Source organism: Actinoplanes sp. NPDC023714 (genome assembly GCF_040639855.1).
Classification (GTDB): domain Bacteria; phylum Actinomycetota; class Actinomycetes; order Mycobacteriales; family Micromonosporaceae; genus Actinoplanes.
The window spans coordinates 213,400-228,066 of the sequence record NZ_JBFAAR010000009.1; the positions used below are offsets into that span (position 1 = coordinate 213,400).

15 protein-coding genes are annotated in these 14,667 nt (G+C 70.7%); 7 read left to right on the forward strand and 8 right to left on the reverse strand.

Annotated features, from left to right (window positions below; all coding sequences use genetic code 11):
- The first annotated feature begins 2 nt into the window (after positions 1 to 2).
- Genes AB0G10_RS32815 through AB0G10_RS32825 form a run of 3 tightly spaced genes read left to right on the forward strand, consistent with a single transcriptional unit; the run spans position 3 to position 3,665 of the window.
- Complete coding sequence (locus AB0G10_RS32815; RefSeq protein ID WP_360930554.1) at positions 3 to 2,426, forward strand: M14 family zinc carboxypeptidase; 2,424 nt, start codon at positions 3 to 5, stop codon at positions 2,424 to 2,426.
- A gap of 56 nt (positions 2,427 to 2,482) precedes the next feature.
- The gene (locus tag AB0G10_RS32820; RefSeq protein ID WP_360930557.1) at positions 2,483 to 2,836 is read left to right on the forward strand and encodes an STAS domain-containing protein; all 354 of its coding nucleotides are present in this window, start codon (positions 2,483 to 2,485) and stop codon (positions 2,834 to 2,836) included.
- Between the two features lie 31 nt (positions 2,837 to 2,867).
- Positions 2,868 to 3,665, forward strand: coding sequence for a hypothetical protein (locus tag AB0G10_RS32825; RefSeq protein ID WP_360930560.1), 798 nt, complete (start codon positions 2,868 to 2,870; stop codon positions 3,663 to 3,665).
- Here AB0G10_RS32825 and AB0G10_RS32830 read toward each other — a convergent pair.
- The 3 genes from AB0G10_RS32830 to AB0G10_RS32840 all read right to left on the reverse strand — a co-directional run bounded on the left by AB0G10_RS32830 (position 3,662) and on the right by AB0G10_RS32840 (position 5,938).
- The gene (locus tag AB0G10_RS32830; RefSeq protein ID WP_360930563.1) at positions 3,662 to 3,841 is read right to left on the reverse strand and encodes a Flp family type IVb pilin; all 180 of its coding nucleotides are present in this window, start codon (positions 3,839 to 3,841) and stop codon (positions 3,662 to 3,664) included. The genes AB0G10_RS32825 and AB0G10_RS32830 overlap by 4 nt on opposite strands.
- 79 nt (positions 3,842 to 3,920) lie before the next feature.
- Positions 3,921 to 4,940: a GMC oxidoreductase gene (locus AB0G10_RS32835; protein WP_360930566.1), complete on the reverse strand. Its 1,020-nt coding sequence runs from the start codon at positions 4,938 to 4,940 to the stop codon at positions 3,921 to 3,923.
- A 143-nt stretch (positions 4,941 to 5,083) separates the two neighbouring features.
- Positions 5,084 to 5,938 carry a serine hydrolase gene (locus AB0G10_RS32840; RefSeq protein ID WP_360930569.1) on the reverse strand — a complete coding sequence of 285 codons (855 nt, stop codon included), beginning with the start codon at positions 5,936 to 5,938 and terminating at the stop codon, positions 5,084 to 5,086.
- A gap of 69 nt (positions 5,939 to 6,007) precedes the next feature.
- On the opposite strand from AB0G10_RS32840, the gene AB0G10_RS32845 reads away from it, so the two are divergent.
- Positions 6,008 to 8,341 carry a glycosyl hydrolase family 65 protein gene (locus tag AB0G10_RS32845; protein ID WP_360930572.1) on the forward strand — a complete coding sequence of 778 codons (2,334 nt, stop codon included), beginning with the start codon at positions 6,008 to 6,010 and terminating at the stop codon, positions 8,339 to 8,341.
- Here AB0G10_RS32845 and AB0G10_RS32850 read toward each other — a convergent pair.
- Complete coding sequence (locus tag AB0G10_RS32850; protein WP_360930575.1) at positions 8,317 to 8,892, reverse strand: dihydrofolate reductase family protein; 576 nt, start codon at positions 8,890 to 8,892, stop codon at positions 8,317 to 8,319. The two genes, AB0G10_RS32845 and AB0G10_RS32850, sit on opposite strands and share 25 nt — an antisense overlap.
- Before the next feature lie 76 nt (positions 8,893 to 8,968).
- Here AB0G10_RS32850 and AB0G10_RS32855 point away from each other — a divergent pair, with 76 nt between their 5' ends.
- From AB0G10_RS32855 to AB0G10_RS32865, 3 genes are all read left to right on the forward strand, one after another.
- The gene (locus AB0G10_RS32855) at positions 8,969 to 9,562 is read left to right on the forward strand and encodes a TetR family transcriptional regulator (protein WP_360930578.1); all 594 of its coding nucleotides are present in this window, start codon (positions 8,969 to 8,971) and stop codon (positions 9,560 to 9,562) included.
- On the forward strand, positions 9,543 to 9,980 hold the full coding sequence (locus AB0G10_RS32860) for a hypothetical protein (RefSeq protein ID WP_360930580.1): 438 nt from the start codon (positions 9,543 to 9,545) through the stop codon (positions 9,978 to 9,980). The genes AB0G10_RS32855 and AB0G10_RS32860 overlap by 20 nt, the downstream gene beginning before the upstream one ends.
- Before the next feature lie 116 nt (positions 9,981 to 10,096).
- Positions 10,097 to 10,663, forward strand: a complete 567-nt coding sequence (locus tag AB0G10_RS32865; protein ID WP_360930583.1) for a hypothetical protein — start codon at positions 10,097 to 10,099, stop codon at positions 10,661 to 10,663.
- 4 nt (positions 10,664 to 10,667) lie between these two features.
- Here the strand turns inward: AB0G10_RS32865 and AB0G10_RS32870 are convergent, their stop codons facing one another.
- The 4 genes from AB0G10_RS32870 to AB0G10_RS32885 form a co-directional block, all read right to left on the reverse strand.
- The gene (locus AB0G10_RS32870; RefSeq protein WP_360930586.1) at positions 10,668 to 12,590 is read right to left on the reverse strand and encodes a BTAD domain-containing putative transcriptional regulator; all 1,923 of its coding nucleotides are present in this window, start codon (positions 12,588 to 12,590) and stop codon (positions 10,668 to 10,670) included.
- 27 nt (positions 12,591 to 12,617) lie between these two features.
- Positions 12,618 to 12,869, reverse strand: a complete 252-nt coding sequence (locus AB0G10_RS32875) for a DUF4242 domain-containing protein (protein WP_360930589.1) — start codon at positions 12,867 to 12,869, stop codon at positions 12,618 to 12,620.
- A gap of 52 nt (positions 12,870 to 12,921) precedes the next feature.
- Positions 12,922 to 13,344, reverse strand: a complete 423-nt coding sequence (locus AB0G10_RS32880) for an OsmC family protein (RefSeq protein ID WP_360930592.1) — start codon at positions 13,342 to 13,344, stop codon at positions 12,922 to 12,924.
- 150 nt (positions 13,345 to 13,494) lie between these two features.
- Positions 13,495 to 14,655, reverse strand: a complete 1,161-nt coding sequence (locus AB0G10_RS32885; protein WP_360930594.1) for a glycosyl hydrolase — start codon at positions 14,653 to 14,655, stop codon at positions 13,495 to 13,497.
- Positions 14,656 to 14,667: the final 12 nt, after the last annotated feature.

Below are 14,667 nucleotides of genomic sequence, written 5' to 3' on the forward strand. Positions count from 1 at the left end.
TCATGTTGCGAAGACTAGCCGCCTCCACCGCGGCAGCCGTCCTCGTCGTCACCGGCTGGAACGTCCCGGCCCACGCCGACGCCCTCCCCGCCGTGCCGCCGCGAGCGGACGCGATCGATGACATCGCCGGATACCCGCGGCAGAACACGCTCCCGGTCTGGCCGGACAACCCGGACGACGCGTCGATTCCGATCGGCGTGATTCCGTACGACGAGATCGCGCCCGCGCTCAACGCCCTGCAGAGGACGAGTGACCGGGTCTCCGCCCGGGTCGCCGGGAAGTCGGCCGGCGGCTACGACCTCTACGTCGTCACGGTGACCGCGCCCGAGTCGCGTGCCGAGGCGCAGCGGCAGGAGCGCTGGAAGCGGTGGATCGAGGACGACCCGGTGCGGGCGCGATCCGACAAGCGGCTGCTGCGCGACTACAAGACCCCGCTCTTCGTGAACGCCAACATCCACGGCAACGAGTGGGAGGGCACCGACGCTGCCCTGCGGGTCATCACCGAGTACGCGACCAGCACCGACCCGGCGATCACGACGCTGCTCCGGCGCAACCGGCTGGTCTTCAACATCACGTCCAACCCGGACGGCCGGGTCGCCGGGACAAGGGCCAACAGCGCCGGGTACGACCTGAACCGCGACCTCACGATCGTGTCCCAGCCGGAGACGAACCTGATCCGCGAGCTCGCTGTCGACGTCAAGCCGATCATCACGCTGGACCTGCACGGATACGTCAGCCCGACGCTGCTGCACCCGAGCACCCCGCCGCACAACGTCAACAACGAGTACGACCTGTTCATCAAGCACGCGCTGCCGAACGCGCTCGGCATCGAGCAGGGGCTCAAAGATCTCGGGTACGCCGAGACGCAGAGCGCCCGGATCCCGTTCCGCGACGACGAGCCCGGGGTGTGGGACGACTTCCCCCCGATCTACGTGCCGTCGTTCTCGCTGCTGCAGTCGAGCATCCCGTACACGATCGAGGCGCCGCTCAACCCGCGCGGCAACCTCACCCCGGAGGAGAGGCTGCGCCGCTCGGGGATCAACACCGACGTGCACGAGGTGGCGATCGAGAAGTCGCTCGAGTACATCCAGGCGAACCGGAACCAGGTCATCTTCGACCAGGCCGAGGTCTACCGCCGGGGCTGGGCCGGCGAGCCGCTGCGGGACATCCCGGACGGGTACGTGCCCGGCTGGGGACCCGAGGACGACTACCGCACCGAGTTCCCGCGCTCCTACGTGATCCCGGCCGGCGACCGGCAGCACTCCGAGGTGGCCGCGGCCCGGCTCGTCGACCTCCTGCTCGGTAGCGGGGGACGGGTCTGGCGGGCGCAGCGGTCGTTCCGGGTGGGCGGCACGGCGTACCCGGAAGGCTCCTATGTCATTGATCTTCACCAGCCCAAACGCGGGATCGTGAACTCGCTGCTGGAGCCGGGCGCCGACATCACCGACCGGGTCTCCGACCTCTACGCCGGTCCGGCGGGCTGGAGCCAGGGCCTGACCTGGGGCGCGACCGTCGACACGCTGTGGAACGCGATCCCCCGCGTCCAGGTGAAGCGCATCTACGACGGCGTGGCGCGCGGCTCCCTGCCGGACGGGAGGACCGACTACCGGCTGGACATCCAGGACGCGGCCGACCTGCGCGCCGTGAACGCCCTGCTCGACGGCGGCGCCCGCGTCCACCGGCTGGCCGACGGCTCGGTGGTGATCCCGCGGGCCGACAAGCGCCTGGTCGCGGACGCTGCCCGCCGGTACCGCATCGACTTCGAGAGAGCGCCGAAGCGCTGGTCGGGCACGCTGCTCGACGAGATCGTGGTCGGGTACGTCGGCGGCGTGGAGGCGCGCGACACCCTCGCCGACACCGGCTTCACGGCCCGCCAGGTCACCGCGGCGACGCTCGCCACCACCCTGACCGCCGACGTCGACGTGCTGCTGGTCGCGGCCACGCTCAACCCGGCCACGCTGACCGCCGAGAACCGGGCGGCGCTCGACGCCTTCCTGGCCCGCGGCGGCGGTGTGGTCGGCCTGGACACCGCGGGCCCGGCGTTCAGCAACGCGGCCGGGCTGCTCAGCGTCACCGCGACCGCCGGGCCGGGCCTGGCCAGCGGCGTCGTCAACGTGGTGAACAGCGGCGGGCCGGTCACCTCCGGCGCGATCCCGCACTCGTTCATCGCGCAGCCGGTCTGGTACACCGGGCTCGGCGCGGGCGTCACGGTCGAGCAGTCCTACGCGGCCGACCCGCTTCTCGCGGGCTGGTGGTCCACGGGCTCTCCCCAGGGGCAGGAGTCCGCCGCCGGGCAGGCCGCGATCGTGCGCGGGACCACGGCGGCCGGCAACGACGTCGTGCTGATCGGCACCGACCCGATCTGGAGGCTGCACGCGAAGGGCCTGCAGTCGCAGCTCGGCCGGGCGCTCATCTGGGCGAGCTGACGGCGGTCACTCGCGCGCTGGATGACGATCGCGATATTTGCTGGTAGACAAATACTGTGCCGGACGACTATTTCATGATCAGCCGGGAGCCCTCGGCTCCCGGCCCGATCCGGCTGTCGTTCTCCGGCGACCTCGACATGGGCGCCCGCGACGAGATCCGGGACGCGCTGATCGAGGCCGTCAAGGACGCCGACGCCGCCGCTACCGCCGACGATGCCGAGGCTACCGCCGGCGCCGTCCTGGCCGACCTGCGCGGGGTGCGGTTCATCGACTCGGAGGCGGTCAGCGCGATCCTGGAGGGCTACCTCGCCGCCGAGCGCGCCGGCCTGGGGTTCCGGCTCTCCGGGGCGCGCGGCATCGTGCGGCGGGTCTTCGAGGTGATCGGCCTGGAGCACCTCTTCGACGACTAGCCTTTGTGGACCGTCGCTGTGACGATGAGGTATGGCTCTCGCAGCGGTGGTCGCGGCGTGCGCAGGCGCGCTGCTCGGAGTTCTCCTTCTCGGCTGGTTCGTACGACATCTGCTGGATCGCCGGGCGGCGCGGCACATCCCCGGCCTCGACCCCTACTACGCGGCCGCGCTGGCGGATCGGGCCGGCCACGGCGACGTCACCGAGCCGGCGACCGCGGCGCTGCTGCGCGCCGGGCTGATCGGCATCGACGACGTGGGCATGGTGACGGTCACCCCGGGGAAGGGCGAGCCGGAGCATCCGATCGAGGCGGCGATGCTGGCCTGGTACGCCAGGGCGGAGGAGCCGGTCACGCTGCGGCGGGCCCGGTGGGACGAGGAGCTGAGGGCGCGGCGGGACGCGTTCGTGCGGGAAGAGTCCCGGCGTCTGCCCCGCGGCGCCCGCCCGATGGAGGACGGCCTGCGCGGGGCCGCGCTCTTCGTCGTCTTCCTGGTCGCGACCTTCTACGCCGTCCAGGTCGTCTACTTCGGCGCGCTCGAGGTGAACAACGCCGGGGACTTCCTGCTGTCGATCGTCGTGTTCCTGGTGTTCTGGCTGCTGATCCTGGTTCCGGCCGTCTGGATCACCGCCAGGATCTGGCCGAAGCGCCGGAACCTGCTGCGGGAGCACTGCGCGGCGCAGCCTCCGTACCCGGCCGTCGCGGCCCTCAGCAGCCGTCAGAGGGAGTTGCTGAGAGCCAGCCGGGACTATCGGACGCCGGCCGAGAAGGAGCGGGCGGCCGCGGCGCTGCGGGAGGCCGAGAACGTCAACACCGGGTCGGACACCTTCTAGATCGCCGCGATCAGGGTGTCGATCATGCCCTTGATGTCGTCGCGGAGGGCGGTCACGGCGACGATCAGGCCACCGGCGATGAGGGCGGCGAGCAGCGAGTACTCGACGGCGGTGGCGCCCTCCTCCGAGGAGCGGACGTCGCGCAGGTATGCGAAGAGAAGCTTGAACTGCTCCACGGTGATCACCTTCCATCTACGGGTTCTTGTGCGCCGTCTTGGATCGGTCGCGCGCCGCCCCGCTTGAGGCCCGGAAGGGTCAGATGATTTCCGGGAGGACGGCGTCCATGTTCCGCTCGGCCAGGGCGGCGATCGTCATCGACGGGTTGCAGGCCCCGGTCGAGCCGGGGATCAGGGCGCCGTCGGTGACGTAGAGGCCGCGCTGGCCGCGGACCCGGCCGTACCGGTCGCATACCGCGCCGATCACCGCGCCGCCGAGCGGGTGGTAGGTGGTCGTGTCGAACCGCGTCGTGTCGATCAGCAGCGAGCCGCCGACGATGCCGGTGATCCGGTCGCGGATGGCCGCGGTGAGGTCGGCGTCGTAGGACTGCTTCCAGTGCAGGACGGCGTCGTCCGTGCGGGCGTCGTAGCGGAACTCGCCGAGCGGCTTGACCAGGCCGAAACCGATCAGGCTGGTGGTGCCGACGTCGTCCGGCAGGTCCGGGATCAGGTTCTTCGCCTTCGCCTTGACCAGCAGCTGGGTCGTGCCGGCCGAGCCCGCGCCGAGGAACAGCGCGTCAGTGACGATCCGCCGGCGGACCGCGACCCGGCCGCCCGTGGTGATCCGGTCGACGTGCACGATCCATCTGCCGGAGCGGTCGCGCTCGATGTCCCGTACCCATGAAAGGGTCTGGATCTGAACGAGGCCGGTCGCCTCCGCCTCGGCGAGATAGGTGACGTCCAGGGTCCGCTTGCCGGCGTTGTTGGCGCCGTAGATCACGTCACCCGTCGAATAGGACGGCGGCAGCTCGCCGCGCAGCTCCCGGCGCACGACATCCCAGTCCACGGGGAGCGGGACCCGGAACGGGCGCAGGCCCTTCCCCAGTACCTGATCGTGGAACTGGCGGGCGGCCCGGTACTGCTTCGTGCCGAGCAGGTCGCGCGGGATCGGCGCCGGGCGCAGGCGCCGCTCGACCCGGCGGTAGAAGTCCTGATCGAAAGCGGTCCAGTCGAGCCCGGACGGCATCGACCGGGCGAACGCCTCCTCGTCCGGCTGGATCGTCATGCCGTGGTAGACGAGCGAGCCGCCGCCGACCCCGGCGCCGCAAAGGATGTCCATGCCCCGGTTCGATCTTCCGGGGGTTCGGCAGCCCGACCGCTGCCGTGCCGAGGGCTGACGCTTTCAGTACCGATCGTCTCCGCAATGCCACGGGCACGGAGTCAATCAGACATTTCGCAGAATCGGGCCGTTAATCACCCGATCTAGTATTCAAGGTACTTCCGTGTCAATTTGGCGACTTTCTCCACCAGCTTCATGCCGTTATCCTGCGACAGGTTGTGGTGCGAGAGGACCGCGATGGACACGTCGACCTCGCCCTCCGGTGACGTGACGCGGCCGATCGTGTTCACCACCCACCTGCCGTTGTCGGCGGAGCGGGTGTCCCAGCCGTTCTTCACGGTGGCGGTCTCGCCGTCGGCGGCCACCGCCGGCACACCCCAGTCCTGCTCCTCGTCGACCCCGGTCATCAGCTCGAAGGCGGTCTCCCGGGAGCCCTCGTCGAGCGGGCTGTCGTCGCCGTCGAACTGCTCGAGCAGCTTCACCTGATCCTCGGCCGTGGTCTTGGTGAGTCCCCAGTGCACGTCGATCGTGGTGGCGGTCAGCCCGAGCGTCTTGTTGCACTTGGTGACCGCCGCCTTGCCGCCGATCTGCTGGAACAGCGCCGTGGTGGCGTCGTTGTCGCTCAGCTGGATCATCGGCTTCGCCAGCGCCATCTCGCCGGCGGAGAGCGAGCGGTCGGCGGCCTGGGCCTTCAGCAGCGTGCAGGCGAGGATGTCGGCCTTCACGATGCTGGCGGTGTCGTATTTCGTGGCGCCCTTGTACTCGTACGTCAAGCCGGTCTTCGCATCGAGGATCGCCACCGAGAAACTGCCCGTGACCTTCTTGAGGGCCGCGTCGAGAGCGTCCGCCTTCTTGGCCCATCGGACGGCGGCGAGCTCCTGCGCGGACGGGCCGGCTTTGAACTCGACGGTCGGGGAGGAGCGGAGGCCGGCATAGACGAGGCCGCCGCCACCGAGCACCACGACGGCCGCCACCGCCGACATCATCAATGCACGCACGGGGGTCATCCTGCCTAACTCAGCGAACTGCCAGTTTCCCGGGGCCCGGACGTGGTAACCACCAGGGACGTGATCAGCGAAGAGATCTGCCCACCCGAGCCGTGGCAGGTGCGGGAGACCCGGCTCGACACCGGCCTGCTCGCCCAGACCGAGTCGGTGCTCGCCCTCGCCAACGGCTACCTCGGCCTGCGCGGCAACCTCGACGAGGGCGAGCCGCACGAGATCTCCGGCACCTACCTGAACTCGTTCTACGAGGAGCGGCCGCTGCCCTACCCGGAGGGCGGCTACGGCTATCCCGAACAGGGCCAGACCGTCGTGAACGTGACGGACGGCAAGCTGATCCGGCTCATGGTCGACGACGAGCAGTTCCACGTCGGCAACGGCATCCTGCACGCCCACGAGCGCGTCCTCGACCTGCGCGCCGGCGTGCTGCGCCGCAGCGTCGACTGGGAGTCGCCGGCCGGGCAGCGGGTGCGCATCCGCAGCCGGCGGCTGGTCTCGTTCACCCAGCGGGCGATCGCCGCGATCTCCTACGAGGTGGAGGCCACCGACCGGCCGGTGCGGATCACCGTGCAGTCCTGCCTGGCTGCCAACGAGGAGCAGGTGAAGGTCTCCGACGACCCGCGGGTGGCGGCCGCGCTGAAGGATCCCCTGGTCGCGGTCGAGCAGGACGAGGAGCAGCACGGCGCCGTCCTGCTGCACCGCACCCGGCGCAGCGGTTTCCTGATGGCCGCCGGGATGGATCACGTGATCGAGGTCGAGGGCGACTTCGACGAGGAGACCGACGTCCGGGCCGATTGGGCACGCACGTCGGTGGTCACCCTTCTGCCGCCCGGCGGGCGCCTGCGGATCATCAAATTCCTGGGGTACGGGTGGAGCACCGAGCGGTCGGTGGAAGCTCTCCGGGACCAGATCGCCGCCGCCCTGAACACCGCCCGGCACACCGGCTGGGACGGTCTCGTGGCGGAACAGCGGGCCTACCTCGACGACTTCTGGGAGGCCGCCGACGTCGAGATCGACGGTGATCCCACGCTGCAGCAGGCGGTCCGGTTCGGGCTGTTCCACGTGCTGCAGGCCGGCGCCCGCGCCGAGGGCCGGCCCATCCCGGGCAAGGGCCTCACCGGTCCCGGGTACGACGGCCACGCGTTCTGGGACACCGAGGGCTACGTCCTGCCGCTGCTCATGTACACCTCACCGCGGGCCGCCGCGGACGCCCTGCGCTGGCGGCACACGATCCTCACCCACGCCCGGCAGCGCGCCAGCACCCTCGGGCTGCGCGGTGCGGCGTACCCGTGGCGGACCATCGGCGGCGCCGAGTGCTCGGCGTACTGGCCGGCCGGGACCGCGGCGCTGCACCTCAACGCCGGGGTGGCCCGCGCCGTCGACCGGTACCGGCTGATCACCGGCTCGCCGCTGCCGTTCGGGCTGGAGATCCTCGTCGAGACCGCCCGGCTCTGGGTGTCGCACGGCCACTTCGACGCCGCCGGCACGTGGCACGTCGACGGGGTGACCGGGCCGGACGAGTACAGCGCGGTCGCCGACGACAACGTGTTCACGAACCTGATGGCGGCCCGGAACCTGCGGGCGGCTGCCGCTGCGTGCTCCTCCGCTCCGCCGCCGCCGGAGCTGAACGTCACCGCCGAGGAGATCGACGAGTGGCGGGCCTGCGCCGACGCCGTGCACATCCCCTACGACGAGCGGCTCGGCGTGCACCCGCAGTCCGAGGGGTTCACCCGGTACGCGCCCTGGCACTTCCCGGCCGAGCCGTCCGGGGAGCCGCTCATGATGCAGGCGCCGTACTTCCAGCTCTACCGCCGGCAGGTGGTCAAGCAGGCCGACCTCGTGCTCGCGATGCACTGGTGCGGCGACGCCTTCACCGACGAGCAGAAGGCGCGCAACGTCGACTACTACGAGCGGATCACGGTCCGGGACTCGTCGCTGTCGGCCTGCACCCAGGCGGTCATGTGCGCCGAGGTCGGCCACCTCGACCTGGCCCACGAGTACGCCTGGGAGGCCGCCATGATCGACCTGCGCGACCTGCACGGCAACACCCGCGACGGCCTGCACATCGCCTCGCTGGCCGGTGCCTGGTCGGCGATCGTCGAGGGCTTCGGCGGCCTGCGCGAGCTGTCGTCCGGCCCGGCCCTCCAGCCGCGCCTGCCGGAGGGGATCACCCGTCTCAAGTTCGGTCTGCGGCACAGCGGCGCGCGGCTGGTCGTCGAGGCGGACCACGAGACGGTGCGGGTGAGCCTCGCCTCGGGGGAGCGGCTGACCATCAGCCTCTACGGCGAGGAGGTCGAACTCGGTCCGGGCTCGCCGGTGACGCGTCCCGTCGTACCCCTGAAGCCGCTTCTCGATCCTCCGCAGCAGCCGCCGGGTTACGCGCCGGGCCGCGCCGAGTAGTGCAGGACCACGACGCCGCTCGGCAGAGGCTTGGCGTCGAGCAGGGTGAATCGGTGGGGGTCGAAGCCGGCCCTCACCAGCGGGATGCCGTCGCCCGCGACGATCGGGTTGAGCTTGACGACCAGCTCGTCGACGAGCGGCAGCAGTTGTCCGGCGAACTCGCCGCCGCCGGCGAGCCAGATGTCCCGGCCCGGTTCCTGCTTGAGTTTCGCCACGAAGTCCTGCGGGTCGTCCGCGACGATCTCGACGTCCTTCGACTCCTTCAGGGTGTGGCTGAACACGATCTGGCGCAGGTGGCTGTACGGGCTGGTGATGCCCTCGGCCAGCGCCGGATCGTAGGTGCGCCGGCCCATCACCACGGTGTCGAACCGCGGGTTCGGCGCGTCCGGCACACCGAGCGGACCGCGGGCGTGGGTCGGGACGGTCTCCGGATAGCTCTCGACCATGAACCGGACCACGTCCTCGGTCACGCCCATCCACTCCCACGAGCCGTCCGGCGCCGCGATGAAGCCGTCGATCGTGCCGGCGACGAAGTACACGAGCTTTCGCATATCCACTCCTGACCACTACGGGTGTCGTGGTCGTCAATGTACGGCATCTGTAGTGGTTACTGCTACCGTGTTTTTCATGCCGAAGAATCCGGAGCGCCGCCGGGCCCTCGCCGACGCCGGTCTGCGGGTGCTCGCCACCGCCGGCGCCCGGGGCCTCACCCACCGGGCCGTCGACACCGAGGCGGGAGTGCCGGTCGGCACCGCGTCCAACTACTTCCGCTCCCGGGACGCCCTGCTCGGCGCGCTCGGCGAGCGGATCATGGAGCGCTTCGCCCCGGACCCGGCGGTCGTCGCCACGCTCGCTGCCCGGGAACCCGGCCCCGACCTCTTCGTCGACTATCTGCGCTACATCATCGAGCGCACCACCCGGGAGCCGGAGCTGACCCGCGCCCTCATCGAGCTGCGCCTCGAAGCGGCCCGCCGGCCCGGGCTGGCCGCCGTCCTGGGCGCGACCCTGCGCGGCGGATACCGGGCCGACGTGGCCTATCACGCGACGACCGGCCTGCCCGGCGGCGCGTTCGAGATCGCCCTGATGCACTACGCGATCGACGGACTGCTGCTCGACATGCTGACCACGCCGATCGATGCGGACCTCGATCCGGACGAGGTGGTGAGAGCGTTCGCGGCCCGGCTCGTGACATCATCCGCGGATGGAGATTCTGCCGGGTGAGGGTGTTTCGCTGGTGCGCATCGGGGAGAGCCGTGAGGTGGTCGAGTGCAAGCTCGGCACACCGGTCCACCCGGGACGCATCGATCGGCAGATCTACGAGACCAGCCCGATGCTGATCCTCACCTACACCGACGTCGACACCGTCGAGCAGGTGGAGATCGCGTACTCCGGGGGCGGTGGCGAGGAGGCCTGGTTCGACGGGGTGCAGCTGACGTACCGGTTCCTCGACGAGGTCGTCGCCGAACTCGCCGGCCGCGGCCACCGCTATCAGCAGACCGACGCCGGTTTCCGCTTCGAGCCCGGTTTCACGCTCTACTCGATGGGGTCCCGCAGCGCCCAGGACCTCGACCCGGACGCCGCCGACGACGACCCGCGCCTGCTCTGCGAGGGCGTGTCGATCGGTGGTTCCCCGGACTGAGCCCGGTTCGATCGCGGTAAACGGTTGCGGCGTGATTGCGACCGGCCGGTAGATCTCAGACCCGGCCCGCCGAGGCCGACTCCCACGTCACGTACCCCTGGACGTTGGGAGCCGTCATGCCGCGCAAGACCCGTACCCGTGCCGACGAGGTACGCAAACAGATACTCATCGTGGCCGCCGTCGTCACCGGCGTCGCGTCGGGCTTCGGTGGCCTGGGCGCCTTCGCCGTCGACCGCTGGACGACCGACCGCACCTGCACCGCCATGATCGAGCTCGGCGCCACCGACGGCACGCCCCAGAACCAGCGCGAGTCCGGCGCGCAGACCGCCGACGAGGCGACGGCGCAGCTCGCCACCATCCGCGACGAGCTGACCCGGACCGAGAGCCGCCTCTTCTTCAACCGGGACCTGCGCGAGGCGGTGCAGGGCTTCTCCGCCGACACGGCCCGCGTCGAACAGCTCCTCAACGACCTGACCGCCTTCACCACCGTCCCCAAGCCGGCCCAATCGGCGTCCGCCTCGATGACGGCTGCGCAGGCCGAGGCTCAGGTCGAACTGGTGAAGAACAGCATCAGCATCCTGCGCTCCATGGACCAGCACACCCGCGACGCCCAGAAGGCCTGTGGTCAGGCGCCGATCGGCATCCCCGCCGTTCAGGAACAGCTCGACGCCCTGAGCGCCTGACCGGTCAGGAGGTGGTGAGCAGCTCGGTCAGCGCGGGGTTGCCGATGTCGTCCGCGAGCAGGTTCGCCACCTCCATCTCTCCCGGTTCTCCGAGGGCGGCGCTGTGCCGCATCGCGCGTACGCTCATCTCCCTCATCCCGGACCGCGCCGCCAACCGGCGAAGCGCGTCCACCCAGGTCGCCGTCTCCGGGTGACCGTGCCGCCGGCCGAGCTCGCACTGGGCGTCGAGGATGTGGGCGTCGAGCCACACGTACGGATCGGCCAGCCGATTCGACCGCGCCCGCGCGTCGGCGAGCAGCTCGAACGCCCGCCCGGTCGCACCGCCGGCCTCGGCCACCAGCGCCAGCGAACGCGCCGAGATCCCCTCCCAGCACGGATCCCCGATCTGGCACGCCCGGGCGAACGCCTGCCGCAGCACCCGACCGGCCGCCACCGGATCGCCCGCCGCCAGGTGAACCTCCCCGCGCAGCGCCTGCGGCCACGGCAGGAACGCCAACCAGTGATCGTTCTGCGCCGTCCCCTCGGCCTCCTCCAGGATCGTCCCCGCCCGCCCGAGATCACCCAGCAGCAGGTGCAGTCGTCCGAGCATGGACAACGCGTACGCCCCGACCCGCGGCTCACCGGCCCCGCGCGCGAGCCGGACCGCGCGCCGCAGAAGCTCATGAGCCCGCTCGTAGTTCGCCCGGTCGCTGTGCACCGCCCCGAGATAGGTCGTGACCCGAGCGGTGATCACGGCGTCCCCGGTAGCCGCGCGCAGAGCACCGGTCAGCCAGTGATCGGCCCGGTGATAGCGCCCCCGCAGAAAGTCGACGTAACCCAGCTCGGCCCGGGCCCGCGCCGACGCCCGCCGATCGTGAGCCGCGACGGCCAGCCGGTCGGCCTCGTGAAGCGTTGCGAGTCCTTCCTCGTCCATGCCCCGCAGAGAGTGGATGAGAGCCTCCGCCAACCGCAGCCGGGTGTCGATCCGCAGCCGATCGGGGCCGGCCCCGCGGGTCGTGCCCGGAGGATCGGCGGCGGCCCCGCCGGTCGTGCCCGGAGCATCGGGGCCGGCCCCGCGGGTCGTGCCCGGAGGATCGGCGGCGGCTTGCGCGGTGGCGGAAGGCTGGTCCGGCACTGATTGGTCGGCGAGGCGTACTGCGGCTCGCAGGGAACGGACGCCCGCCTCTATCGCGCCGGCGGCGACCGCTGCCGCTCCGGACTCGGCGATGGCTTCGATCGAGGCGTCGTCGGCGGGTTCGCCTCGTTCGCGGCGGGTTTCGCGCATCGCCTCGTCGATCGCCGGGCCGGGGCGCACGCCCAGCTCGTCGTGGAAGAGGGCGGCCACCGACGCATACTGTCGCTGCGCCGCCTCGTCGTCCCCGGCCAGCCGATAGAGACGGATCACGAGAGCCTGGTGGTTCTCGTCGAGCGGGTTCGTGGCGGCGGCCCGCAACGCCAGGTCGCGGGCGGCCTCGACGTCACCCTCGGCGAGCCGGCCCAGAGCGGCCTCGTGCAGGATCGCCTCGGCCGCCGCCGCCACCCGGCGACGCTCGGACAGCAGCCAGGACTCGAACGCGGGCGCCCCCCGGACATCCACGCCGTCGAGCAGCTCGGCCCCCAGCCCGGGAAGACCGGCCGCCGCCGCCCACGAGCCGTCACTCAGCACGTGAACGTCGACGACCGCGCCCTCCGGCAGACGCAGCACGACCGGATCGCCGTCGACAGGTATGCCCAGACACCGGCGGATCTCGGTGAGCCCCCACCTCAGCGCCCGCAACGGGTCTTGCGCTTCGGGGTAGAGCAGCCCGGCAAGCCGGGCGCGAGTCTGCGGCCGGTCACCGAGCAGGAGGCAGGCGAGCAGGGCCCAGCTCTTGCGGCTGCGCACCTGGTAGGGCACGCCCTCCCGCCGAACACGCGGCGGCCCGAGCAGATGAACGCTCAGCCCCATGCTGTCTCCTCCCGGAACCCGCCCGGCTCAGCCCTCTGCGCTGATCGGGTAGATCTCGTCGGCGACCAGGCCGTGGGCCTTGGCGTGCACCGCGTTCGCCGCCTCGGCGTCGGGGGCGTCGACCAGGCAGAAGATCTTGCCGGCCTCTTCGTCGACCCAGTACTTCACGTAGTTCACGCCGAACTCGGACTGGGTGGACAGGTCCTTCTCGTGGGCGGCCGCGACGTCGCCGGCCTTCACGCCGCCCTCGACGTGGTGGATGTCCATGAACAGGGACATGGGGTCCTCGCTTCTCTGCGCCGGCCCGGGACGCTCCCGGGCCCTGCGTCCATCAGAGCGCCCCACCGTTTGACGCAGCGTTTGACGCTTCGCGGGAAACCGGGGCGCCGGCGCGGATGGCACGCGGGATCTCGGCGATCTCGTCGACGCGGGCCAGGAGGACGGCCAGCTCGGCGGCGGTGGCGGAGGAGTCGAGCTCGACCCGGTAGGTGATGCCGGTGGACTCCCATGTGCCGCGATCGAAATCGCCGTGGGCGGTCACGCGTACGCCCGCAATGGGGATCTTGAGGCCGGAGGCCTCGCGGTAGAGGTCGTTGAGCACGCAGCCGGCGGCGGACAGATGGAGCAGGTGGGCGCCGGTGAAGTCGGCCTCCACGGTGACGCCCTGCTCGGTCCATCGATGCGGGAACCGCACCGCGCCCGGGCTGTCCCGCTGGAACGAACCGGCACTCACCACCACGGCGAACTCAGTCACGGACTCGATATCACCACGTGCGGGAGGCGGATAGGGAGTCGGATGGCCGATAGAGCGCGGGAAACACCGTGGCGATGATCGATCCGCCGGCGGCCGGGACGACGATGCGCCTGGACCGGAGCCCGGACGCACCGTCTCGATGAGAGGGAATCAGCAGGGACCGAGGTCCTGCCACTGCTCGGTCCATCCCGGCTCCGAGCCCTGCGTCCACCACCGCGCCTTCCAGAGGTGGGCGCCCTGACCCGACGGCGGCCCGGACGGGTCGCCGTACCGGCTCTTCTCGTGCTTCACGACGCTGCCGCCCTGATAGGTGGTCGCATACTGCCAGGCCGCCGCGCCGGAACAATCAGTGGGAGGCGGCGAGGAAGGCGACGAGACCGAGGGCGACGGAGACGACGGCGTGGGATCGACGCAGGGCCCCGATGAGGCCACCGTGTCCGTGAACACCGTCGCCGACGACCGGTACGAGCTCGTCTGCGCCGCCACCTGCGCCGGCGACAGCACCTGGTTCTTGGCGAACAGCACCCAGTCGACCTGCTCGATGTAGGTGGACAGCCCACCCGTGTGGGCGGCCAGGTCGATGAACCACAGGTTCCAGTTGATCGTCATGGTCTGGCGGGGGTAGAACTTGCCGCCGTGGTCGCCGACCTGCACCCCGTCGATCCAGTAGACGACGTGCCCGTTCGCGACCTGCGCCACCAGGTCGTGCCATCCGTCCAGGCTGGACCGCTGCGAGGAGTGCAGGTTGTCGGCGTACCAGGGCTCGTTGCGATACGTGTACCAGGTCGTCTGGTAGTTGATCGGCCCGGTCTCGCCCCAGCCGCCGTTCGGCAGATATTCGGAGATGTCCAGCTCGCTGTAGGTGGGGTCGAGATCGCCGTTCAGCGGGCTGATCGTGAAGAACGTCTGGTTGATGTGGTCGCCGTCGTTGCCGGAGATCGGCGCGTCGGTGAACCGCACCCGGCTCGCGTAGGTCCCTTCCAGATAGCGCTTCTGCGTGGAGTAGAGCTCGGCGTGCTTGGTCCCGGCGGCGGTGCCGTCCGTCGACGCCGTCAGCTGCATAACCTTTTGTCCGGAAATTTCGGGGAAAGTGATTGCGGCGGGCGACCAGTTCGCCCCCGCCACTCCGGGCCCACCCTGGTAACTACGGGGAGTCCAGCCGTTCCCACTCAACGCCGGATCAGACGACGAAGAATAGTGGAAATCGTCGAACAGATAGCCGCAATCAGCCGCGGCGGCGCTGCCGGCGTTGACGGCGACCAGGGAGACGGCGGCCAATGCGGACGCGGCGAAGCCTGCGAGCAGGCGCATGTCCACTCCTAA

What these genes read in the sequence shown, in the direction of transcription:
- AB0G10_RS32815 (WP_360930554.1), top strand. Translation starts at nt 3, where the DNA reads ATGTTGCGAAGACTAGCCGCCTCCACCGCGGCAGCCGTCCTCGTCGTC.
- AB0G10_RS32825 (WP_360930560.1), top strand. Translation starts at nt 2,868, where the DNA reads ATGGCTCTCGCAGCGGTGGTCGCGGCGTGCGCAGGCGCGCTGCTCGGA.
- AB0G10_RS32835 (WP_360930566.1), bottom strand. Translation starts at nt 4,940, where the DNA reads ATGGACATCCTTTGCGGCGCCGGGGTCGGCGGCGGCTCGCTCGTCTAC.
- AB0G10_RS32850 (WP_360930575.1), bottom strand. Translation starts at nt 8,892, where the DNA reads ATGCGAAAGCTCGTGTACTTCGTCGCCGGCACGATCGACGGCTTCATC.
- AB0G10_RS32855 (WP_360930578.1), top strand. Translation starts at nt 8,969, where the DNA reads ATGCCGAAGAATCCGGAGCGCCGCCGGGCCCTCGCCGACGCCGGTCTG.
- AB0G10_RS32860 (WP_360930580.1), top strand. Translation starts at nt 9,543, where the DNA reads ATGGAGATTCTGCCGGGTGAGGGTGTTTCGCTGGTGCGCATCGGGGAG.
- AB0G10_RS32865 (WP_360930583.1), top strand. Translation starts at nt 10,097, where the DNA reads ATGCCGCGCAAGACCCGTACCCGTGCCGACGAGGTACGCAAACAGATA.
- AB0G10_RS32870 (WP_360930586.1), bottom strand. Translation starts at nt 12,590, where the DNA reads ATGGGGCTGAGCGTTCATCTGCTCGGGCCGCCGCGTGTTCGGCGGGAG.
- AB0G10_RS32875 (WP_360930589.1), bottom strand. Translation starts at nt 12,869, where the DNA reads ATGTCCCTGTTCATGGACATCCACCACGTCGAGGGCGGCGTGAAGGCC.
- AB0G10_RS32885 (WP_360930594.1), bottom strand. Translation starts at nt 14,655, where the DNA reads ATGCGCCTGCTCGCAGGCTTCGCCGCGTCCGCATTGGCCGCCGTCTCC.